The sequence below is a fragment of the Nocardia brasiliensis IFM 10847 genome, assembly GCF_000710915.1.
GTDB classification, from domain to species: domain Bacteria; phylum Actinomycetota; class Actinomycetes; order Mycobacteriales; family Mycobacteriaceae; genus Nocardia; species Nocardia brasiliensis_A.
This window is the reverse complement of record NZ_BAUA01000190.1, coordinates 35690-56931: the sequence shown is the minus strand read 5'-3', so window position 1 is coordinate 56931 and position 21242 is coordinate 35690. Positions and strand designations below refer to the sequence as shown.

Below are 21242 nucleotides of genomic sequence, written 5' to 3'. Positions count from 1 at the left end.
TGGCGAAACGGGTTACCCGGACCGCGATTCGACGCTCCAGGCCGTGTGCGCGCAGGGCGTGCCTGGGCGCGGGGTGGCCGGTGGCGCCGTCCACGACGATATGCCGTTCGGCACGCAGTTCGGCATCGGTGGGGGCCTGGCTCTGTAGACGCGGATGGTCGACCGCGACCATGCCCGCGTAGCCCTCGGTGAACAGCGGCAGCCTGCTGAGCCGCGCCGAGTCCAGGATCGGGGTGGCCACGATCGCGTCGACCCGGCCCCGGGTGAGTTCGTCGGTCGCGGTGGCGATGTCGAACGCACGCACCTGCAGGCTCGCGGCGGGCGCGCGGGCGGTGAGCTCCGCGAGCACCCGCGGCAGCGAATTGACCTCGCCGAGGTCGGTGAGCCCGATGGCGAAGCTGATCGGCCCGGAAAGATCGAATTCCGCTGTCGCGCCGATGGTTGCGTCCATCTGCTCGATGGCGTTGCGTAGCGGCGGATAGAGCCGTTCGGCCTCCGAACTCGGGACCAGACCGCCGGGACCGCGCACGAACAGCTCGTCGCCGAAACGTCGGCGCAGTTTGCCCAGTCCGTAACTGACCGTGGGCTGAGTGACGCCGAGGACGTCGGCCGCCGCGGTCACGCTGCGGGTTTCGTACAGCAGCACGAAGGTTCGGACGAGGTTGAGATCGAACTCCGCGCCCATAGATCTCCTCTATGCAAGTGGGGAAAAACATCTATTGGATTTCTGATGGGGCCGATCGTAGCGTGATGGCACTCACAACTGCACACCAGAAACGAACTCCCTATGAAGAAGTTGTTGTCCTGGCCGGCGGTGCTCTGCTGGCTGACCGTGCTGCTGGAGGGCTACGACCTCGTCGTGCTCGGCGCCGTCATTCCCACCCTCATCGACCAGCGCCATCTCGGATTCACCGCGGCGAGTGCCACCTTCGCCGCCACCATCTCCCTGGTCGGCGTCGCCGTCGGCGCGACGGCCTCCGGGCCGATAGCGGACCGCTATGGCAGGCGACGAATGCTGCTCTGCTCGATCGCGGTGTTCTCGCTGTTCACCGCCGCGATACCGCTGGCCGGTTCGGTGGGCGTTTTCGCCGTGTTCCGGCTGATCGCGGGCATCGGTCTGGGCGCCTGCCTGCCGACCGCTCTGACGTTCATGGCCGAGCACATGCCGCCGGCGCGGCGCGCGTTCGCGAGCACGATCACGATGACCGGCTATCACACCGGCGCGGTACTGACCGCGCTGCTCGCGCTGCGGGTGATCCCGCACTGGGAGCCGCTGTTCTATGCGGGTGGCGCGGCCGGTTTCCTTTTGCTGCCGGTGCTGTGGGCCAAGCTGCCGGAGTCGCAAGCGTACCTGGCGGCCAAGGCGGCGCCGAACCGGCTGCGGCCCACCGTGCTGCTGCGTCCGCTGTATGTGCGTGCGACGCTGGGGGTTTGGGTCGGATCGTTCATGGGCCTGCTGCTCGTGTACGGCTTGAACACCTGGTTGCCCAAGCTGATGCGCGACGCCGGATACAACATGTCGACCTCGTTGACCGTGCTGCTGATGCTGAACGTCGGCGCGGTCATCGGCCTGCTCGCCGCCGGTGCGCTCGCCGACCGGCGCGGGATCAAACCGACGGTCCTGGTGTGGTTCGCCGCCGCGGCGCTGTTCTTGGCGGTGCTCAGCGTGCGGATCTCCAGCACCGCGCTGCTCAATACGCTGGTGCTCGTCACGGGTGTCTTCGTCTTCTCTGCGCAGGTACTCATCTACGCGTACGTGACGCAGGCCTATCCCGCCGAGATCCGTGCGACCGCAATGGGTTTCGCTGCCGGAGTAGGCAGGCTGGGGGCGATCTTCGGTCCGACGATCACGGGCTGGCTCATCGTCGTCGGGTCGGCGAACCCGTGGGGCTTCTATCTCTTCGCGGCGGTGGCGGGCATCGGCCTGCTCGCCATGGCCGCGGTGCCGCGGACCACCGTGGACGGACTCGTCCCGGTCGCGTCCGAGCCGCAGCTCGAGCGAAAAGTGCGACCGGCGTGAGGGATATCCGCACGCAGGTGGCGATCGTCGGCGCGGGCCCGGCCGGCCTGCTGCTCTCGCATCTGCTGTCCTGCGCCGGGATCGACAGCATTGTCGTCGATCACCGCTGGTACGACGATATCGCGAGCACCATCCGGGCGGGCATCCTCGAGGCGGGTTCGGTTCGGCTGCTGGTGGATTCGGGGGTGTCGGACCGGGTGCTCACCGCGGGTGACCGGCACAACGGCGTGGTGCTGCGGTTCGACGGCGCGAACCATCGCATCGACTTCCAGGAGTCGGTCGGCGAATCCGTGTGGCTCTACCCGCAAACCGAGGTGTTCCTGGACCTGTCGCGGCGGCGCAGCGCCGACGGCGGGGACGTGCGCTACGGCGTGACCGGCACGGCCGTCGATATCTCCGGCGACCGTCCGACCGTCGCGTTCACCGAATCATGCGGCGGCCCGGTGCGCGTCGAGGCGGATCTGCTCGTCGGCGCGGACGGCTCGCGCTCGATCTGCCGGCACGCCTACCCGCCCGGAGTCCGCAAAGTCTGGTTGCGCGAGTACCCTTTCGCGTGGTTCGGGGTGCTCACCGAAGCGCCGCCCTCGAACGACGAATTGATCTACGCCCATTCGGAGTTCGGTTTCGCGCTGATCAGCCGGCGCACCGAGGCGTTGCAGCGGATGTATTTCCAGTGCCCGCTCGGGACGCGGCCGGAGGAATGGGACGACGATCGGATCTGGTCGCAGCTGCGCCGCCGCGTCGACGGCAACGGGTTCGCCCTGCGGGAGGGCCCGATCGTCGCGAAGACGGTGCTGCCGTTCCGGTCGTTCGTCACCGCGCCGATGCGCCATGGGAACCTGCTGCTGGCCGGCGATGCGGCGCATACGGTGCCGCCCACCGGTGCGAAAGGACTGAACCTCGCCCTCGCCGATGTCGCGGTGCTGGCGGAGGAGATCGCCGAGTTCTATGCCCGGCGTGACCCGGATGTGCTGGACCGGTACACCGAGCGAGCCCTGGACCGGGTGTGGCGAGCCCAGCACTTTTCCTACTGGGCGACCACCATGCTGCACAGCATCGATGGTGCGTCGCCCTTCGATATCGAGCGCCAGCGCGGCGAACTCGCGCTGATCACCGGATCACGGTACGGCGCTGCCTATTTCGCGGACGCCTACACCGGCTGGCAGCACCGGAAACCGACCGAACGACGAAAGGAGTGAGCATGGCCAGGATTTCGTCCTTGGCGACCGCGGTGGCCGAGCTCGTGCACGACGGCGACACCGTCGCCCTGGAGGGTTTCACGCACCTGATTCCGGTGGCTGCCGGGCAGGAGATCATCCGGCAGCGCCTGCGCGGGCTGACCCTGGTGCGGATGACCCCGGACATCGTGTACGACCAGCTGATCGGCGCGGGCTGCGCGGCCAGACTGGTGTTCTCGTGGGGCGGCAATCCGGGTGTCGGTTCGCTGCACCGCTTCCGCGACGCGGTGGAGCACGCCTGGCCGAACGCGCTGGAGCTGGAGGAACACAGCCACGCGGGCATGGCCAACCGCTACGTCGCGGGGGCCTCCGGTCTGCCGTTCGCGGTGCTGCGCGGCTACGTCGGCACCGACCTGCCGTCCGTCACCGCGACCATCAAGCCGATCAGCTGCCCGTTCACCGGCGAACAGCTCACCGCCGTGCCCGCGCTGCGGCCGGATGTCACCGTGATCCATGCCCAGCGGGCGGACCGGGCCGGGAACGTGCAGCTGTGGGGGCTGCTCGGGGTGCAGAAGGAGGCCGTGCTGGCCGCGCGGCAGAGCCTGGTCACCGTCGAGGAGATCGTCGACGAACTCACCCCGGTGCCCGGCGCGATCGTGCTGCCGGCGTGGGCGATCACCGCGGTCGCCGCGGTGCCCGGCGGCGCGCATCCGTCCTACGCGCAAGGGTATTCCGAACGCGACAACGCGTTCTACGCGGCGTGGGACCCGATCAGCCGGGACCGTGGCCGTTTCACCGAATGGCTCGACGAGCACGTCTTCGCGGGGAGTGCCGCATGAACCGAATTCCGGCCGCAACGGACACCACGCCGGTACGGGCCACCGCCGATGAGATGATGACGGTTGCTGCCGCGCGGGCGCTCACCGGCGGCAAGCGGTGTTTCGTCGGCATCGGATTGCCCTCCACCGCAGCGAACTTGGCGCGCACGACGCATGCACCGGACCTGGTGCTGATCTACGAGTCCGGCACCCTGGGCGCCAAGCCGGGCAGGCTGCCCGCCTCGATCGGGGACGGGATCCTCGCGGAGACCGCGGACGCGGTGATCGGCGTGCCGGAGGTGTTCAACTATTGGCTGCAACCGGGACGCATCGACATCGGCTTTCTCGGTGCCGCGCAACTGGATCGGTTCGGCAATATCAACACCACCGTCATCGGCGACTATCGGCGGCCGAGGGTGCGGCTGCCGGGCGCGGGTGGCGCGCCCGAGATCGCCGCGTCCTGCGGCGAAGTGTTCGTGGTGGTCCGCCAATCGCGGCAATCCTTCGTCGAGCGAGTCGATTTCGTCACCTCGTTCGGCCACGGCCGCGGTGGCGGGGAGCGCGCCCGCCTGGGCCTGCGCGGAGCGGGGCCCACGCGGATCATCACCGATCTCGGGGTCATGCGACCCGATGCCACCGGCGAACTGGTGCTGGTCGCCGTGCATCCCGGGGTGAGTGTCGAGCAGGTGCGGGCCGCGACCGGTTGGGAGCTGAAAGTCGCTGCGGAACTGCAGGTTACCGAACCGCCCTCGGCCACCGAACTCGCGGCCCTGCACGCCTTGCAGGCGGCGTCGTGAGCGGCGCGTTCCTCTACGACGGCGTGCGGACGCCGTTCGGCCGTTACGGCGGCGCACTGGCGGGCGTGCGCCCGGACGATCTCGGTGCGCACGTGTTGCGCACCCTCGCCGAACGGTCTGATCTGGACCCCGCGACAGTGGACGACGTCGTCTTCGGCGCGGCCAACCAGGCCGGAGAGGACAATCGCAACCTCGCCCGGATGGCCGCGTTGCTCGCGGGCTGGCCGACCTCGGTGCCCGGGACGACCGTGAACCGACTGTGCGGGTCGAGTCTGGACGCGACCCTGCACGCGTCCCGGGCGATCGAGACCGGTGACGCGGCGCTCGTCGTGGCCGGCGGGGTCGAATCGATGAGCCGTGCCCCGTGGGTGCTGACCAAGCCGCCCAAGGGTTTTCCCGCCGGTGACGCGACGCTGCACTCGACCACGCTGGGCTGGCGGATGGTCAACCCGGCGATGCCCGCGGCCTGGACGGTCTCGCTCGGCGAGAGCACCGAAGCGCTGGCCGAACGGTTCGGCGTCGATCGGGCGGCCCAGGACGAGTTCGCCGCGCGCAGTCACCGATCGGCCGCGCGGGCCTGGGCCGACGGGTTCTACGACGATCACGTTGTCGCGGTACCGGATACCGGCCTCGACCGGGACGAGCCGATCCGGCCCGGCACCACGGTGACCACCCTGGCGGGGTTGCGGCCCGCGTTCCGGGCGAACGGGACGGTGACTGCCGGAAACGCCTCACCGCTGAGCGACGGGGCGTGCGCGCTGCTGCTCGGCGACGAGTCCGTGGCCGGGCGGATCGGTCGCGCACCACTGGCCAGGATCGCCGGGCGCGGGGCGGCGGGGGTGGACCCCGACGTGTTCGGCGTCGGTCCGGTGCAGGCGGCTCGAATCGCGTTGGCGCGGGCCGGAATCGGATGGGGGGATATCGGTGTGGTGGAGTTGAACGAGGCGTTCGCCGCGCAATCGGTCGCGTGTCTGGCCGGATGGCCCGAGCTGGACCCCGAGATCGTCAATGTCAACGGCGGCGCGATCGCGCTCGGTCATCCGCTGGGCGCGTCCGGCGGCCGGATAGTCGTGCAGTTGGCCAGGGAAATGCGGCGACGGGGCAGCCGGTGGGGGCTTGCCGCGCTCTGCATCGGCGTCGGTCAGGGACTTGCGATAGTTCTGGAGGCAGCATCATGAGCGCACGGCATTGCGCGACACCAGCTCCGGCCGGATTCCGGCGCGATCCGGACGGCAGCCATCCGCCGCTCGACTTTGCGGCGTACGCGTCCACGGTGCTGCGGCACCCGCGCGAATCGCTGATCGTGTTGCCGCAGCGCCTGACCGAGCTCACCGGACCGGTCTTCGGTTCGGATCGGGTAGGTCCCGCCGACCACGACCTGACCGCGCACCACGCGGGCGAACCGATCGGCCAGCGGATCATCGTGCACGGGCGGCTGCTCGACGGTGACGGCAAGCCGATCCCGCACTCGCTCGTCGAGATCTGGCAGGCGAACGCGGGCGGTCGCTACCGGCACGACCGCGACCGCTGGAACTGCGCACTGGACCCCAACTTCGACGGCGCCGGACGCACCTACACCGACAGCGCCGGGCGATACGAGTTCATTACGGTCAAACCGGGTGCGTACCCGTGGCGTAACCATCACAACGCGTGGCGGCCCGCGCATATCCACTTCTCGTTGTTCGGGCTGGCTTTCACCCAGCGCCTGGTGACGCAGATGTACTTCCCCGACGATCCGCTGTTCGGCCAGGACCCGGTCTACAACTCGGTGCCTGCGCATGCGCGCGAATTGCTGGTCAGCCGTTTCGATCACGCGCGCACCGAGCCGGAGCGAGCCTTGGCCTTCGAGTTCGACATAGTGCTGCGCGGGCGGGGCGCGACCCCGTTCGAAGACGAGGCGGCCGACGATGACTAGCCTGCCCAGCACACCCTCCCAGACCGTCGGTCCCTACCTGCATCTCGGATTGACGTGGGCGGACGGGCAATTCGCGGTTCCGCCCGGCGCACCGGGTGCGGTGTGGCTCACCGGCCGGGTGTTCGACGGCGCGGGCACTGCCATCGACGACGCCATGGTGGAGACCTGGCAGGTGGTCGGCGACGCACACCGCGGTGAGCGAAACGGGTTCGCGCGCAGCGATACCCGGCGCGGTGAGTACGCGGTGCACATCCCGCTGCCGGAAGCGGTGTGCGACGGTGCGGGCGGGTGGCAAGCCCCGCACCTGGACATGTCGGTGTTCGCCCGGGGACTGCTGCACCGTGTCGTCACCCGGGTGTACTTCCCCGAGCACGCCGACCGGCACGCGGTCGATCCCGTGCTGGCGACCGTTGCGCCGGAACGCAGGCACACACTGATCGCCGCACGTGCCGGCGACGGTTACGTTTTCGACGTCCACCTGCAAGGGACGGACGAAACGGTGTTCTTCGATGTCTGAGCTGTTCGGCGGGGTGCTCGCGGCGGGCCCGGTCGCGGAAGCGGTCGGCGATCGGGCCTGGGTGCAGGCGATGCTCGATTTCGAGGCGGCGCTCGCCCGTGCCTCGGCGGCGGCGGGCGTGGTTCCGGCGGCGGCCGCGAACGCGATCGAAAAGCACTGCCGGGCCGCGGAGTACGACGTCGGTGCGTTGGGTGCGGCCGCGGTGCGGATCGGCAATCCGGCGGGTCCGCTGGTACGCGCGTTGACCGCGCGGGTGGACTCCGCGGCGGCGGCCTACGTGCATCTCGGTGCGACCAGTCAGGATGTCCTCGACACCGCAGCGATGCTGGTCACCGCCCGAGCACTGACCGTGCTGCGTGACGATCTGGTGGGCTGCGCCGATCTGCTTGCGCGTTCGGCCGAGGAGCACGCGGACACCGTGCTGGCCGGGCGCAGCCTGTTGCAACAGGCGCCCCCGGTGACGTTCGGGCTCACGGCCGCCGGCTGGCTGGGCGGCGTGGTCGCGGCGTTGCGGCAGCTCGATCGCGTTCGGGACAGCCGCCTGGCGGTGCAGTTCGGCGGTGCGGTCGGGACGGCGGCCGCGCTGGGCGAGCACGGAGTCTTTGTGCTGACCGAGCTGGCGCGTCAGCTCGGCCTCGCGGAGCCGGCCTTGCCCTGGCACACCGAACGCAGCCGCATCGCTGAGATCGCGGGTACTTTGGGCCAGACCTGCGGTGCGGTCGCGAAGATCGCCCGCGATCTCACCTTGCTCGCGCAGACCGAAGTCGCCGAAGTGGTCGAGCAGGGGCCGCCCGGCAGCGGCGGATCATCGACCATGCCGCACAAGCGAAATCCGGTCGCCGCGGTGCTCGCCGCCGGTGCCGCCGCGCAGGCGCCCGGCCTGGTCGCCACCGTGCTGAGTTCGGGTGCCCAGGAACATCAACGAGCCGCCGGCTCGTGGCACGCGGAATGGCGACCGTTGGTCGAACTACTGCGCAGCACCGGTTCGGCGGTGCACTGGCTGCGGGTTTGCCTCTCGCGCCTGCACATTGATCCCGCGCGGATGCGCGCGAACCTGACGGGCTCCGGTGGTGTGCTCGTGGCCGAACACGTCGCTGTGGAGTTGGTGCCGGCGAGCGGGGGCACGGTGGGCCGACAGGAGGCCGGTGACCTCGTCGCCGCCTGCTGTGCCGACGCGGTGCGGGGCGACCTCGCCGAGTTGCTCGCGGCCGATCCGGTGATCGGGAAGTATCTGGACCGCGGGCGAATCGACGAGCTGCTCGATCCATCCGGGTATCTGGGTGCCGCGAACGAATTCCGGCTGCGCGCATTGGCGGAATGGCAGGGGGTCGAACGATGAGTCCGGTTGCGGTGCATGCTCACGTCGACGGGCCATCGGAAGGGGACACGGTAGTGCTGAGCGGGTCGCTCGGCAGCGATGTGCGCATGTGGGAGCCGCAAGTGGCGGCACTGACCGCCGCGGGCTACCGGGTGGTGCGCTACGACCAACGCGGCCAAGGGCATTCGCCGGTGCCGGCCGGACCATATGCCCTGGCCGATCTCGGTTCCGACGTGCTCGCGCTGCTCGACCGGCTGGCTGCCCGCCGCGTGCATTTCGTGGGATTGTCCCTGGGCGGCATGGTCGGCATGTGGCTCGGCGCGCATGCCCCGCACCGGCTGCGCACGTTGACACTGTGTTGCACCAGCGCCGAACTGGGCCCGCCCGCCGGCTGGGCCGAGCGTGCCGCCACAGTCCGCGTCGCAGGGACCGCGGCGGTGGCGGGCGCGGTCGTACGACGGTGGTTCACCCCGCAGTGGTGCGCTGCCCACCCGGAACGAATCCGGTTCTACGAGAACATGATCGCCGCCACGCCCGCCGTGGGCTACGCCGCGTGCTGCGCGGCGATCGAAACGATGGACATCGCGGTGGGGCTGACCAGGATCAGCGCGCCCACGCTGGTCATCGCGGGCGCGGACGATCCCGCGACGCCGCCCGTGCACGGTGACCGGATCGCCGCGGCCATCCCGCTGTCCCGGCTCGAAATCGTCGAGTCCGCGGCGCATCTGGCGAACGTCGAACAACCGGACGTCGTCAACCAGCTGATCCTCGGACACCTGAAGGAGAATTCGTGAACGAACGTGCCGAGCGGGGCGCACAGGTCCGGCGCGAGGTGCTCGGCGACGCGCACGTCGACCGTACCGAGGCCGCGACGACCGAATTCACCCGCCCGTTCCAGGAATACATCACCGAGTCGGTGTGGGGTTCGATCTGGACCCGGCCCGGTCTCGATCGTCGCACCCGCAGCTGCATCACCCTCGCCGTGCTCACCGCGCTGGGCCGCCACGAGGAGATCGCGATGCACGTACGCGCGGCCCGCCGCCACGGTCTCACCCCCGCCGAGATCGCCGAGGTGCTCCTGCACACCGGCGCTTACGCGGGCGTTCCGGCCGCCAACGCCGCCTTCACGATCGGCCGAGCCGTGCTGGACGAACCCGGCCCCGACGAGTCCTAGCGTCCCACAACGGTTCGACTCATGCGTCGAGGACCTTGCCCGGGTTGAAGAGGTTGTGCGGGTCGAGGGTGCGCTTGATCGCGAGCATCAGATCGACTGCCGCGCCGTGTTCTTCCCGCAGGTACTTCTTCTTGGTGAGGCCGATGCCGTGCTCGCCCGTCGCGGTGCCGCCGACGGCCAGGGCATGGCGCACCAACTGGTCGGAGTACTGCTGCACCACCTCGTCGTCGTGCTCGTCGTAGGGCACGATGGTGTGCACGTTGCCGTCGCCGATGTGCCCGCAGACGCTGACCGCCAAGCCGAGTTCCTCGCCCAGGCGCAGCGCGGTATCGACGGCCGCCGCGAGCCGGGAGTACGGGACGGCGGTGTCGGTCACCATGAACCGGCGTCCCGGGTGCAGCGACTTCAGCGCGAAGAAGAGATTGTGCCGGTCCTCCCACAGGGCGTAGCGCTCGGTGTGGGTGCGGGCCGCGGCGACGTCGAGGGCGTTGTGGCCCCGGGCGATTCGGGTGATCTCCTGTTCCTCGGCAATCGCGGCCGGCTCCGACGACGACTCCACGTCGATGAACAGCGCCGGGGTCTCGGCATAGTCGGTGCCCCGATAAGCGTTGGTCGCGACCATGCTCACCGTGTCGACGAGCTCCAGCCTGCTCACCGGGAGCGCGGCACCGAGCATCTCGACGGCGGCGTCGACGGCGTCCGCCACCGTGGGAAACGAAATCCGCAGCGAGCGCAGCCATTCCGGGATGGGGTGCAGGCGCACGGTGAGTTCGGTGATGATGCCGAGGGTCCCCGCGGAACCGATCAGCAGATCTTTGAGGTCGTAGCCGCTGGAGGATTTGCGGACCGCGCGGCCGAAGCGCGCCACCGTCGCGTCGGGAAGCACCGCTTGCAGCGCAAGCACATTCGCCCGCATCCCGCCGTAGCGGACGGTGGTGGTGCCGCTGGCGTTGGTCGCGGCCATGCCGCCGAGCGAGGCGTCGGCCCCGGGGTCGACGGTGAACTGCAAACCGTGTTCTGCCGTCGCCGTGTTCAATTGGGTGCGGGTGACGCCCGGCTGCACCGTGGCGGTGAAATCGGTGGGGGAGATGTCGAGGATCGAATTCGCCTGCGACAGATCGACGATCAGTTCGTTGTGCTGGGCGAGCAGGTGGCCTTCCAGGCTCGTTCCGGCGCCGCGGGCGATGAGCGGTGTCCGCGTCGCTCGCGCCCACCGCACCAGCGCGGCCACCTCGTCGACATCGGCCGGTGCCGCGACCCCGCCCGGACGTTGCCCCGCGCGCCCGGTCTCGTCGACCGTGAACTGGTCGAGAACCGCGGGGCGCGTGTCGATCTCGAGGGGTGGGCCGTCGAACGCGGTGGTCATCGTGCTCCTCCAGCCGGGCCGCACTGGGTCGAGCCCGTCCTCGCATCGTAGGTCGCGGCCTCAGCTCGCGGGGGTCAATCGCGGCGACGGCGGCAGCGGGACGACGGTGGGCGCGGCGCGGAACGCCTGCAGCATGAGCGCGGCGAAGCGCCGGGATGCCGCCACGCGCGCCGCAGGACTGCTGGTGCGCAGCCCGCCGTTGGCCATGATCATCAGGACGAGGTCGTCCAACAGGATGTCGGCGCGCAGCTCACCGCTGTCCTTGGCGCGGCGCAGCAGTTCGGCGGCACCGGTGAGCGAGGACGAACGGATCGCGGTGAAGTCCATCGAGCGCGGAAAGGCGGCCATGAAGGCAGCGCTGAAACCTTGGTCGCGCGCCAGCAATTCGCACAGCTGCTCGACGGCGACACAGAAGCCGTGCCACGCGTCCGGGTCGGCCAGGCCCTCGTCCACGATGGCTCGGCAGGCGTGCATGTGATCGGTGAACGCCTCGGTGACCAGCGACTCCTTGGTCGGGAAATGCCGATAGAGGGTGGCCGGGCCGACCCCTGCGCGCCGGGCGATCGCGCGCATCGGCACGTCCAGGCCGTCGGCGACGAACACCGCACGCGCCGCGCCGAGGATGCGCTCGCGGTTGTCCCGTGCGTCGGAACGGCGGGTCTGAGACAAACGAGTGGTCACCGCTCTCACTTTAGCTAAACGGACGGGGGCGTCCGTTACGTTCCGAACGGGTTGATCCAGTTCGGAAAAGCACATGGAGGCAGCAGTGAAAGCAGTGACGTTCCCGGCGTTCGGGGCGCCGGAGGTCCTCGCCGTGGTCGATCTTCCCGACCCGGATCCGGCTGCGGGTGAGGTGCTGATCGTGACCGAGGCGATCGGCGTCGGCGGCCTCGACGCGCTGATCCGGGGCGGTGCGTTGACCGCCTACGGATCCACGCCTGGGCACGTGCTCGGCAGTGAGGTGGCGGGGACGGTCGCGGCGGTAGGCGACGGCGTCGACACCGCGTGGATCGGTCGGCGGGTTTGGGCGCACACCGGGTTGAGCGGGGGCTACGCCGAGCGCGCTGTCGCCGCGGCCGCGAAGGTGGTGCCCATCCCGGAGGCGGTGTCCGCCGCCGCGGCGGTGACCCTCGGGAGTTCGGCGATGGTGGCCCACTTCGCCTTGCGCCGTGCTCATTTCGCGCCCGGCGAGTCGGTGCTGGTGCGCGGTGCGGCGGGGGGCATCGGGGTGATGGTGGTCCAGCTCGCGGCGCGGCGTGGAGCGGGATCGGTCGCGGTGACGACCTCCTCGGCCGAGCGTGGCGAGCGCCTGCGCAAGCTCGGCGCCACGCACGTGCTGGATCGGGACGGCCGTGGCGGGCCGGACGCTCCCGCGGACTACGACGTGATCATCGATATCGTCGGCGGTGCGCAAGTGTCGGCGTTCCTCGGCAAGCTCGCGCCGAACGGTCGCATGGTGGCGGTCGGCGCGATGGGCGGTATGCCGCCGGCGGATTTCGCCGAGCCGATGATCGCGGCATTCCAGAAATCGCTGTCGTTCGCCACCTTCAGTGCGGATACGGTTTCCGCCCCGCAGATCAGCGCGGCGATCGCCGAACTGTTCGCCGCCGTGGGTCGCGGCGAGCTGGAAGCGATGGTGCACGAAGAGCTTTCGTTGATCGACGCGGTGCTGGCGCATCGGATGATCGACGCGGGCGAGGTGTTCGGCCGAATCGTGCTCGTCCCCTGAGTACCACCGGTGCGGGCACCGATGAGTTCTGCGGGGCCGCCCCGTCCATACGGTGACAGACTTCGACGCGAAGGGCGCACAGATGAGCACGGCGGTATCGGCGGACGGCACGCGATTGGCCTACGACGTGGTGGGCGCGGGGCCCGCGCTGGTGTACGTCACCGGGGCGACCTGCTTCCGGAAATTCCGTCCCATCGTGGACGACGTCAAAGCGATCTCGAAGGAATTCACCGTCTATACCTATGACCGTCGCGGCCGCGGTGACAGTACCGACACCGCGCCCTACGAGGTGCAGCGCGAAGTCGACGATATCGAGGCGATGATCGACGCGGCCGGTGGCAATGCCTTCGTTTACGGGCATTCGTCGGGCGCCGTGCTCACGCTCGAAGCCGCGCTGCGGTTACCGCACAAGGTCGATCGGGCGGTCGTCTATGACGCGTCGTACGTGCACGACGCGGCGGAACGCGATTCCTACGCCGAGTTGGCACGTAAGGTCGAATCACTGCTGCGAAAAGGCGAGAACGCCGGCGCGGTGAAGGAATTCCTGCGCGAAATCGGCATGCCGCGTCCGTTCGTCGCGCTGCTTCCCCTGTTTCCCGGCTGGTCCACCATGAAGGCCCTGGCACCCACCCTCATGTACGACATCGCGTTGACCGCGGACGTGCCACCGCTGGACCGGCTCGGCGGCATCGAAGTACCGCTGCATATCGTCGCCGGCGCGAAAAGTCCGGCCGGATTGCACGATGTCGCACGGCAAATCGCCGACACGGTTCCGATGTCCACGCTCCGCATTCTCGAGGGGCAGAACCATATGGTCAGCACGAAAGCGTTGCTGCCGATTCTGCGTGGCTTTCTGCGCGCGCAGTGAGCCCGAGTTCGGTCAGCGGACCCGTTTCGCTGGATTCGCCCCGATTCGGGTAGCGATCTACTCAGGCGCGGCATCCTGACCTGCGGTGTCATGGTGTCGAAAGATTGAAGTTCGTCGAAAGACGTGACCATGTGGGTAGCGAATTCAGCGATGGCGGGCAGGGCGGCAGGCCCCATCCCGGCGTACCCGCGGACCAGGATCACCGGGACGCGTGCGGGCACTTGCGCGGACTTGCCCGGGGTCGCCGCGCAGTTGTCGTTGTTCGGCGGGTTCGAGTTGCGGGTGGCCGGGGCGAAAGTGGTGTTACCGGTGCACGCGCAGCGGGTGCTCGCCTATCTCGCACTGCACCGGATGACCGTGGCCGAGTGTGGACGGCGAGTGCTGGCCGAACGATTGTGGGAGAACTCGTCGCCGGATCGGTCCTCGGCCAGCCTGCGCACGGCACTGTGGCGCATCCGCCGGGCCGGACCCGGCCTGCTCGGCGGCGACGCGGAGCGCGTGCGGTTGACCGATCAGGTCGAGGTCGACGTGGATCGATTCCGGCGTCGGGCCGAGGCCCTGCTGGCCGGGTGCGCAGGCCCGGCGGCGAACGTGCGCGCACTGTGCACGGCGGCCGAGCTCCTGCCGGGATGGGACGAGGACTGGCTGGTGCTGTTCCGCGAACAGTTGCGGTTGCTGCGGTTGCACACGTTGGAGGCGGTGGCCCGCAGGGACTGCGCCCAGGGCCGCTATCCGCAGGCGATCGATCTGATCTTGCGGGTCGTCGCCGAGGAGCCGCTGCGCGAATCCGCGCAGGCGATTCTGATCGATGCCCACCTCGGCGAGGGCAACGCGGCCGAGGCGCGCAGACAGTTCGATCTCTTCGCGGCGACGCTGTGGCGCGAACTCGCGCTGCGCCCGTCGGCCGAGCTCGGGCGGCGGGCCGGGGTCTGGGTGTGCACGGCGACTACGCGTCATTGACGCCGACGCCTACGACAGCGGAGCATGCTGCGCGGATGCCGCTCGATTTCCGCAACGCACCGCCGCCGACGCCGATCGGCCGGCTGCGCGCGGTGCCGATGCACATCGAGCAATTGCGCGCGGTCGTCACGCTCGACGCCGCGTCCGGTATCGGGTCCGTCGAGGCGACCGTTGACTACGTGGTCGGCCCGCACGCGGGAGCACCGATCTTCGACCTCCGGCAGAGCGTGCGTACCGCCCGGCTCGACGGAACCCGGCTCGACCCCGCCGAGCTGGCCGCCCACGATGTCGGAGCCGGTGCGCACAGCTCGATCCGGGTGATCGGCCGCACCCAGGCGGCCGGATCGGCGCATCGGCTGAGCGTGACGTACCGGCTCGATACGCCGGACGCCGATCTCGGTGGGGCCTATCCGCCGGTGCTGCACTGGTCGAGCGGGCGGGTGCGCTGGTCTTTCGGCATGTCCGACCTGTATGCGGGCCGGTACCTGGAGGCCTGGTTCCCGTCGAACCTGCCGTTCGACCAATTCCCGTGGACGCTCGAATTGCGGGTCACCGGAACGGCGGTCGCCCATTCGCTGATCACCAACGGCGCCGCGACCGTGGTCGGCGCCAACGCCTGGACGGTGCGTTTCCCGTCCTGGTTCACCACGATGTCGTCGCTGCTGGAGCTGCGACCGGCGGACTCGGTCGTGCTGCGCTCGTCGACCGTATCGTTGCCGGTGTCCGGGCGGTCGGTGGTGCTGGAGACCTGGAAACTTGTCGGCGGCCAAGAGAATCTGCCCGCGCTGCACACTCGGGTCGGCGTACTCCTGGCGGAGTACGAGACCGCCTTCGGCGCGTTCCTCGGTGACCGTTTCGTGTGCCTGTTCCACGGCGCGGGCGGCGGCATGGAATACGCGGGCGGGGCGACCACCGCAGCCGGTGCGCTCGGCCACGAGGTCTTTCATTCGTGGTTCGCCCGCGGCCTGAGCCCGGCGGCACAGACCGACGGGTGGTGGGACGAGGCGTACACCAGCTTCCGGGACGACGGCGACACTCGCACCGAGAGTTTCGATTACACCCGCGCGCCGGTGCGGCTGTGCGCGCGGCAGGCGTTCCAGCGCAGCACACCGACGGCGGCGTACGACGACGGCAGTCGCTTCTTTCGCGGTGTGGCGCAACGGATCGGCGCGGCCCCGCTGCGCGCGCTGATGGGGGAGCTGTACCGCGCGCGCCGCGGGACCCCGGTCAGCACAGCGGAATTGGTCGCGCATCTGGTGTCCGGTTCCGGTGCCACGGATCTCGTCGATGCCTGCCACCGATTCGTCTACGGCTTCGCGGAGTCCACGCCGGACGCGCGCGCGGTCTTCGGGTCGGCGCCGCGCCTGTGGAACCGGCACGGGGACGACCGGATCGCGGTCCACGTGAACCCGAAAGCCGGACAGGACAACTGGATTCACGCCCGGATAGCCAACATGGCGGCAGCTGGAGCGTGCCGCTGCTTTGTCGTCACCTTCGCGTTACGAGTCGCCACCGGCGCACCGCCCACCTTTCCCGTGGACTTCTTTCCCGCGCAGACGGCGGCGGTGGGTTTCGAACTCGCGCCGGGCCGTTGGCGTACCGTGTCGGCCCGGCTACCCGCGGCGCTGCTGCCCGCGCGCGGCACCAGGGTGTCGGTGCTGGCTTCGGTGCACGCGCGCCGTTCACATCCGGCGTCGGGCACCCATGTGTGGGAGCACGCGGCGCTCGCCCAGCGTGACATGACGATCGACTGATCGGGACACGGGCGCGGTCGGCGGCGGGGCGGCCATGCCGACCCGCCCGAACAACTCCGGTGACGGCCGGATGCTCAGTTCGGTCCACAGCAGATCCGCGAACAGGCGCAGCTGCCTGCGCGCCTCGACCACGTTGCCCTCGCCCAGATGCGCCTCGATGAGCGCGGTCTGTGCCGATTCGCGCAGCGGTTCCTCGGCGACCACGGCGAGCATCGCCTCGATCGCCTCGTGGTAGCGACCCCGCGCCGCGAGCTTGCGCGCGTCCGTTTCCAGGGCGTGCAACCGCATCTGCCGCAACTGTTCTCGCGCGAGCAGCAGCCAGGTCTCGTCCCAGCCCGGCAGCAGCTCGCTGGTACGGGCGAGCAGAGCGGCGCGGTCGCGCGGGCAGTCGGACTGCGCGCCCAGCATGCGTTCGGCGTTGCTCCGGAACTCGTGCACGTCGACCGTCACGTCGGCGCCGAGCCGCAACCGGCCGCCGGCGCCGTGCACCAGTGCGGGACCGGCCTGCCGGATCCGCCACAGGGCGGTGCGCAAACTCGCCCGGGACCGGTCTGCGGGGGCGTCGGGCCACAGGCGTTCCGCGAGCAGGCCGCGGTCGCAATCGGGTTGGGCGATGTGATCCAGCGCCAGATAGGCCAGCACGCGTCGTGAATGCTGCGGCAGGGCAACGTGGTTCGCGTCCACGCGCAGCGCGAAACCGCCGAGCAGGCAAATGGCGACCGCCATCGGATCATCCCTCCGTCACCGGCCGCAACGCGGCCGAGTGCTGCCAGCGTGCCGACCCGGTGCTGCGCGTGCGTCAACGCCACGTCAACGCCGCCGCCTCGGCATTGACGGGAGTTGGTATGGCCGCGCGCGACCGTGGTCCGGTGAGTGGACCCGAGAGCAGAACGATCGTGGTGCGGGCCTGGCGGGACCGGGGACGTCTGATCATCCGCGTACTGGCCGGCTCCGCCGAGCCGGACTCCGCCCGGGAATGGGTGTTCGCCGATATCGACGCGTCGCTGGCGCGGGTCGCCACCTTGCTCGCCGAACTGGGCGCAGATCGCGTGCCGGGGGAGACCGCGCCGGGAGAGACGAAGCGTTGACGTTCGCGCACACCGTGGTCGCGCACAGTGACGCGAAACGCCCGTCGTTTGCGGAGGTGACCACAATGCGCAGTGACTCATACACCGAGTCTCGCGGTGCTACCGAGGAATATGTCTCGCCCTTTTCCGGGCTCTCGCCCTTCGGCGAGGCGGTGGACGAGGCGGCCGAGCAGCCGACGGCCGCCCTGGACGAGTCGCCGTTCGAAAGCTACTCGTTCACCGAATCACCCTTCGGGGAGCACAGCTACTCGGTGGCGGACGAGCAGTCGCAACTCGCCACCGAGTTCCTGGCGGCACTGCACGACGAAGAATTCACCGAGGCGCTCGAGCAACTGCTCGACGAAGGAGCCGCGCGGGCGCTCTCCGATGCCCAGCAGTGGTCGGTGCCGCCCTCGGAGTCCGAGTGCCGGGAGTCGTTGCAGGAGTGGCTCGCACCGCTGATCAGCGCATGGGAACGCACCATCGACAGCTTCGCGAGCGGGCTGGAGAACGCGGATCTGCACGGGCTGGCCGAGCAGGAACTCGACGAACTGCTCGACTCGCTGCAAGCCCCGGCCGCCCTCGATTCCGAGGTGTTCGAGAACTTCCTCAGCAAGATCACCCGCAAGGTCAAGTCCGTCATCAAGCAGAAGATCCGGCAGGCGGTCGGGTTCGTCCGTAACCCGGTGAAGGGCGTGCTCAACGTCGCGAAGAGCGGGCTGAAGACGATCAAGAGCGGATTGCAGGCCGTCGGCAAGCACGTGCTCGGGCCGATCCTGCAGCGGCTGAAGAAGATCGGGCTTGCGCTGCTCGAGGGCGTCGTCGCGAAACTGCTCAACCCGCTGACCCGGATCCTGCCCGCCGAGATCCGGCCGCTGGTGCCGATGCTGGCCAAGCGGCTCGGGATCGGCGAGGCCGCCGACGAGACCGCGGACGAAACCGACGAGGCCGCAGACGAACTCGGCACGGCGGCGCTGCTGGCGCAGGATTTCGATCACCAGCTCTTCGCGATGTTCACGGCGGAGGAGCACGACGAGGCCGACGCGCAGGAGTACGACGAAGCCGAGGCCGAAGAGCCCGAGGCGAATACGGTCGCCGAATTGGACGACGCTCGGGCCCGGCTCGCCGCCCAGCTGAGCGCCTACACGGGCGAGGACCCGCCGATCGCCGAGATCGAGCAGTTCGTCCCGGCGGTGCTGGCGATCCGGCCGCTGCTCAAACTGGGGCTGAAAGTGACCGGGGCGCGGGCGAAGCTGATCAATCTGATCGCGCAGCCGCTGGCGAAGCTGATCAAGGGGATGGTCGGTCCCGACGCGGCCCGCACCATCGGCAAGATCGCGGGTCAGGACCCGTCAGTCCTGATCGCGCGGGCGGTGGTCGGGGTCGGTTTCACCGCGCTCGGCCTGGAAGCCACCGGCCAGGAGGAAGATACGATCCCCGGCGAGGCGCTCGCCTCGGCGGTCGAGGCGACGGTGGCGCGCGTCCTCGAGGAGTTGCCCGAGGAAGCGTTCACCGATCCGCTTCAAGTAAGTGCCGCGGTGCAGCGCGCGTTCGCCGAATCCGCGGCCGCATACCTGCCCGACCGGCTGTTGCGCGCCGACCTGCCCGAGCGGGAAACCGCGGAGGAGGGCGGCTTCTGGGTGATGCTGCCCCGCTCGACCGGACCGCGCTACCGATTCCGCAAGTACACCAGGGTTTTCGCGGTGCCGATCCCGCGGCAGGTGGCGCGGGCGGTGCGCTGGAACGACGGTGGCACGCTGGAGTCCTACCTGCTCGACCGCGGCGTCGATCGGTGGCCGGTGCAGGCCGAGATCGACCTCTACGAGACCATGCCCGGCACCATGCTGGGGCACCTCACCCGCGATGAAACCCTGCCCGCGGCAGAGCAACCCGCCGCGGAGGAATATCAGCCGCTCACCGCCGAGGCCGCGGGACTGCTACTGCGCGAACCCGCGCTCGGTCGCCGCCGCCGGGTCGGGACCGCTCCCGGCGCCTACCGGCCCGTGCCCGGCCAGCGCTACTTCCGTGTGCGCGTCGCGAAACTGCCGGCGCGCAAGGGCCGTCGGCCGCGCAGGCTCACCACGGTGCGCTGGGATCCGGCCACGAAGCGGATGCGGATCGTGATCAAGCTGTCCGAGCGGCGAGCCCGGGCCATGCAGGCCCGCCTGCAACGCGCCGCGCCCGCGGGACAGCGCGATCTGCCCGCCGTGCTGTCGGCGTTGCGCGAGATCTTCCTGCCGCGCCTGCACTATCGGATCGCGCGGCGCTTGCTGCAAGCCGAGTTGTCGACCGACCCGGTCGCGGCGGCGAAACTGGCCGGCGATCTGACCGCCGCGACCAGCACCGGCATCGCCACCTATCTTGCGCAGCGGGGCGCCCAGTTCGCCGCCGCCGTCGCCGATCCGGCGGACGGCGTGACGCTCACGGTGACTTTCACCGGCGTAGCGGCGGATTCGGGACAGCTGCCCGTCGCCGAGGTCGTCGCCATCCCGGGAATGAAGTGATGGACGCCCGATTCGCCACCGAGACCGCCGCGCTGGCCGCTGAGGCACGGCACTGGCGGCGCGCGTGCGCGGCGCTGGGCGACCTCGAGGTCAGCGCGTCACCGGTGGCGTGGCGCGAACTGGAGTCCTACCTCGGGCTCAGCGTCCGCGCGAGCCTCACCGGCCAGGCGCGCACGCTCACCGCGCAGGCGGACCGCGCACTGTTCACGATCAAAGCTGCGACGACGCCGGCCGACCTGAAAACCGCACGCGCGGAACTGCTCAGGTTGCGCCGCCGGTACGGCCGCGCGGAAGCCATGGTCGACTTCTACTGCGACGCGGTGAATACCAGGACGAATCCGCGCACCGCGGCGGTGCTGCGCGGGCTGGACGCCCTGGCCGTGCACAGCATGGATCAGGTGCTGCGGCCGCTCGGCATCGACACACCGCCGGTGCTCACCTATCTCGACAAGGGCATGGGCGCGTCGATCCTGCGCTCCGGCGCCCGGCTCTGGGACGCCTCGCTGTCACCGGCGGCCGCGATCAAGATCACTCGGCACAATCTGTGGCAGCCGACCTCCCTGGTGCACGAGACCGGCCACCAGGTTGCCCATTTGACCAGTTGGACAAAGGAATTGGCGGCAGCCCTGCATGCCGCCCTGGCGCCGCACAGTTCGCTCGCGGCGCGCGCTTGGCGCGGTTGGGCTTCCGAGGTGGCGGCCGACGTCTACGCCTTCAGCTTGCTGGGGTACGCGCCGGTGCCGGCCTTGGCGACCGTCGTGGACGGTCCGTCGAGCCAGGTGTACCGGATGCCGTTCGGCGACCCGCATCCGGTCTCGGCGCTGCGGGTGCAGTTCAACGCGGCGTTGTGCCGGAGCTGGTTCGGCGCGGGCCCGTGGGACGCGCTGGCCGCTCGCTGGCAGGCCAGACATCCACTCGCACAAGCTTCTTCGGAGGTGGGCGCGATCGTGGCGGCCAGCATGCCGCTGCTGCCCACGATCGCCGAGGTGTGCACGCGCAGGCCGATGCGAGCCTTCCACGGCGTGCCGCTTTCGGCACTGGCCGACCCACGACGGGTGTCGCCGGCCGAACTGAACCGGCTGGCCGACCGCGCGGGCGCCTCGCTGTACACCTCGACCTACCTGCAGCGGGTCGAGCCGATGCGGATTCTGGCGCTGACCGTGCTGCGCGGTCTCGAATCGTCCACCGCGCCATCGGAAATGGAGACATGGCTGCGCCGGATGGGTGGCGGCGACCGCGTCGCCGCCTGAACGTAGG

At 69.9% G+C, this 21242-nt stretch carries 21 protein-coding genes; 17 read left to right on the top strand and 4 right to left on the bottom strand.

Annotated elements, in window-relative coordinates; all coding sequences use genetic code 11:
• Positions 1-685 (bottom strand): LysR family transcriptional regulator (locus NBRGI_RS37255; protein WP_029902038.1); only part of this gene is annotated, 685 nt, incomplete at its 3' end.
• Positions 686-787: 102 nt separating this feature from the next.
• Between NBRGI_RS37255 and NBRGI_RS37250 the strand changes: the two genes are divergently transcribed.
• Genes NBRGI_RS37250 through pcaC form a run of 10 tightly spaced genes read left to right on the top strand, consistent with a single transcriptional unit; the run spans position 788 to position 9737 of the window.
• Entirely contained in the window at positions 788-2020 is a 1233-nt protein-coding gene (locus NBRGI_RS37250; protein ID WP_029902036.1) for an MFS transporter, read from the top strand.
• Positions 2017-3219, top strand: a complete 1203-nt coding sequence (locus tag NBRGI_RS37245) for a 4-hydroxybenzoate 3-monooxygenase (RefSeq protein ID WP_029902034.1) — start codon at positions 2017-2019, stop codon at positions 3217-3219. Before NBRGI_RS37250 ends, NBRGI_RS37245 begins: the two co-directional genes overlap by 4 nt.
• 2 nt (positions 3220-3221) lie before the next feature.
• Positions 3222-4037, top strand: a complete 816-nt coding sequence (locus NBRGI_RS37240; protein WP_029902032.1) for a CoA transferase subunit A — start codon at positions 3222-3224, stop codon at positions 4035-4037.
• Positions 4034-4813, top strand: coding sequence for a 3-oxoadipate--succinyl-CoA transferase (locus NBRGI_RS37235; protein WP_029902030.1), 780 nt, complete (start codon positions 4034-4036; stop codon positions 4811-4813). The genes NBRGI_RS37240 and NBRGI_RS37235 overlap by 4 nt, the downstream gene beginning before the upstream one ends.
• Positions 4810-5991: a thiolase family protein gene (locus NBRGI_RS37230; protein ID WP_029902029.1), complete on the top strand. Its 1182-nt coding sequence runs from the start codon at positions 4810-4812 to the stop codon at positions 5989-5991. The genes NBRGI_RS37235 and NBRGI_RS37230 overlap by 4 nt, the downstream gene beginning before the upstream one ends.
• On the top strand, positions 5988-6728 hold the full coding sequence (pcaH, locus tag NBRGI_RS37225) for a protocatechuate 3,4-dioxygenase subunit beta (protein WP_029902026.1): 741 nt from the start codon (positions 5988-5990) through the stop codon (positions 6726-6728). The genes NBRGI_RS37230 and pcaH overlap by 4 nt, the downstream gene beginning before the upstream one ends.
• Entirely contained in the window at positions 6721-7245 is a 525-nt protein-coding gene (pcaG, locus tag NBRGI_RS37220) for a protocatechuate 3,4-dioxygenase subunit alpha (protein WP_029902024.1), read from the top strand. Before pcaH ends, pcaG begins: the two co-directional genes overlap by 8 nt.
• Entirely contained in the window at positions 7238-8584 is a 1347-nt protein-coding gene (pcaB, locus tag NBRGI_RS37215) for a 3-carboxy-cis,cis-muconate cycloisomerase (RefSeq protein WP_029902022.1), read from the top strand. Before pcaG ends, pcaB begins: the two co-directional genes overlap by 8 nt.
• Complete coding sequence (pcaD, locus tag NBRGI_RS37210) at positions 8581-9357, top strand: 3-oxoadipate enol-lactonase (protein WP_029902020.1); 777 nt, start codon at positions 8581-8583, stop codon at positions 9355-9357. Before pcaB ends, pcaD begins: the two co-directional genes overlap by 4 nt.
• On the top strand, positions 9354-9737 hold the full coding sequence (gene pcaC / locus NBRGI_RS37205) for a 4-carboxymuconolactone decarboxylase (RefSeq protein WP_029902018.1): 384 nt from the start codon (positions 9354-9356) through the stop codon (positions 9735-9737). Before pcaD ends, pcaC begins: the two co-directional genes overlap by 4 nt.
• Before the next feature lie 19 nt (positions 9738-9756).
• Here the strand turns inward: pcaC and NBRGI_RS37200 are convergent, their stop codons facing one another.
• Positions 9757-11103 (bottom strand): FAD-binding oxidoreductase, encoded by a 1347-nt coding sequence (locus NBRGI_RS37200; protein ID WP_029902016.1) that lies wholly within the window; start codon positions 11101-11103, stop codon positions 9757-9759.
• Between the two features lie 60 nt (positions 11104-11163).
• Positions 11164-11784 carry a TetR/AcrR family transcriptional regulator gene (locus tag NBRGI_RS37195; RefSeq protein WP_029902014.1) on the bottom strand — a complete coding sequence of 207 codons (621 nt, stop codon included), beginning with the start codon at positions 11782-11784 and terminating at the stop codon, positions 11164-11166.
• An 85-nt stretch (positions 11785-11869) separates the two neighbouring features.
• Between NBRGI_RS37195 and NBRGI_RS37190 the strand changes: the two genes are divergently transcribed.
• The 4 genes from NBRGI_RS37190 to NBRGI_RS37175 all read left to right on the top strand — a co-directional run bounded on the left by NBRGI_RS37190 (position 11870) and on the right by NBRGI_RS37175 (position 16414).
• Complete coding sequence (locus tag NBRGI_RS37190; protein WP_029902012.1) at positions 11870-12832, top strand: zinc-binding dehydrogenase; 963 nt, start codon at positions 11870-11872, stop codon at positions 12830-12832.
• A gap of 52 nt (positions 12833-12884) precedes the next feature.
• Complete coding sequence (locus NBRGI_RS37185) at positions 12885-13700, top strand: alpha/beta fold hydrolase (RefSeq protein ID WP_235211235.1); 816 nt, start codon at positions 12885-12887, stop codon at positions 13698-13700.
• 129 nt (positions 13701-13829) lie between these two features.
• Complete coding sequence (locus tag NBRGI_RS37180) at positions 13830-14660, top strand: AfsR/SARP family transcriptional regulator (RefSeq protein ID WP_235211237.1); 831 nt, start codon at positions 13830-13832, stop codon at positions 14658-14660.
• A 35-nt stretch (positions 14661-14695) separates the two neighbouring features.
• Positions 14696-16414: a hypothetical protein gene (locus NBRGI_RS37175; RefSeq protein ID WP_029902007.1), complete on the top strand. Its 1719-nt coding sequence runs from the start codon at positions 14696-14698 to the stop codon at positions 16412-16414.
• Here the strand turns inward: NBRGI_RS37175 and NBRGI_RS37170 are convergent.
• Positions 16343-17140, bottom strand: a complete 798-nt coding sequence (locus NBRGI_RS37170; protein ID WP_235211234.1) for an AfsR/SARP family transcriptional regulator — start codon at positions 17138-17140, stop codon at positions 16343-16345. The genes NBRGI_RS37175 and NBRGI_RS37170 overlap by 72 nt on opposite strands.
• A gap of 143 nt (positions 17141-17283) precedes the next feature.
• Between NBRGI_RS37170 and NBRGI_RS37165 the strand changes: the two genes are divergently transcribed.
• The 3 genes from NBRGI_RS37165 to NBRGI_RS37155 all read left to right on the top strand — a co-directional run bounded on the left by NBRGI_RS37165 (position 17284) and on the right by NBRGI_RS37155 (position 21235).
• The gene (locus NBRGI_RS37165) at positions 17284-17502 is read left to right on the top strand and encodes a hypothetical protein (protein ID WP_148311104.1); all 219 of its coding nucleotides are present in this window, start codon (positions 17284-17286) and stop codon (positions 17500-17502) included.
• Positions 17503-17567: 65 nt separating this feature from the next.
• The gene (locus NBRGI_RS37160) at positions 17568-19985 is read left to right on the top strand and encodes a hypothetical protein (protein WP_235211233.1); all 2418 of its coding nucleotides are present in this window, start codon (positions 17568-17570) and stop codon (positions 19983-19985) included.
• The gene (locus NBRGI_RS37155; protein WP_029901999.1) at positions 19985-21235 is read left to right on the top strand and encodes a hypothetical protein; all 1251 of its coding nucleotides are present in this window, start codon (positions 19985-19987) and stop codon (positions 21233-21235) included. Before NBRGI_RS37160 ends, NBRGI_RS37155 begins: the two co-directional genes overlap by 1 nt.
• Positions 21236-21242 lie beyond the last annotated feature (7 nt).

Bases quoted from the DNA above. Each gene is read 5' to 3' on its own strand.
- NBRGI_RS37250 (WP_029902036.1), top strand. From the start codon at position 788: ATGAAGAAGTTGTTGTCCTGGCCGGCGGTGCTCTGCTGGCTGACCGTG.
- NBRGI_RS37240 (WP_029902032.1), top strand. From the start codon at position 3,222: ATGGCCAGGATTTCGTCCTTGGCGACCGCGGTGGCCGAGCTCGTGCAC.
- NBRGI_RS37235 (WP_029902030.1), top strand. From the start codon at position 4,034: ATGAACCGAATTCCGGCCGCAACGGACACCACGCCGGTACGGGCCACC.
- pcaH (WP_029902026.1), top strand. From the start codon at position 5,988: ATGAGCGCACGGCATTGCGCGACACCAGCTCCGGCCGGATTCCGGCGC.
- pcaG (WP_029902024.1), top strand. From the start codon at position 6,721: ATGACTAGCCTGCCCAGCACACCCTCCCAGACCGTCGGTCCCTACCTG.
- pcaB (WP_029902022.1), top strand. From the start codon at position 7,238: ATGTCTGAGCTGTTCGGCGGGGTGCTCGCGGCGGGCCCGGTCGCGGAA.
- pcaD (WP_029902020.1), top strand. From the start codon at position 8,581: ATGAGTCCGGTTGCGGTGCATGCTCACGTCGACGGGCCATCGGAAGGG.
- NBRGI_RS37200 (WP_029902016.1), bottom strand. From the start codon at position 11,103: ATGACCACCGCGTTCGACGGCCCACCCCTCGAGATCGACACGCGCCCC.
- NBRGI_RS37180 (WP_235211237.1), top strand. From the start codon at position 13,830: ATGTGGGTAGCGAATTCAGCGATGGCGGGCAGGGCGGCAGGCCCCATC.
- NBRGI_RS37175 (WP_029902007.1), top strand. From the start codon at position 14,696: ATGCCGCTCGATTTCCGCAACGCACCGCCGCCGACGCCGATCGGCCGG.
- NBRGI_RS37170 (WP_235211234.1), bottom strand. From the start codon at position 17,140: ATGGCGGTCGCCATTTGCCTGCTCGGCGGTTTCGCGCTGCGCGTGGAC.
- NBRGI_RS37160 (WP_235211233.1), top strand. From the start codon at position 17,568: ATGCGCAGTGACTCATACACCGAGTCTCGCGGTGCTACCGAGGAATAT.
- NBRGI_RS37155 (WP_029901999.1), top strand. From the start codon at position 19,985: ATGGACGCCCGATTCGCCACCGAGACCGCCGCGCTGGCCGCTGAGGCA.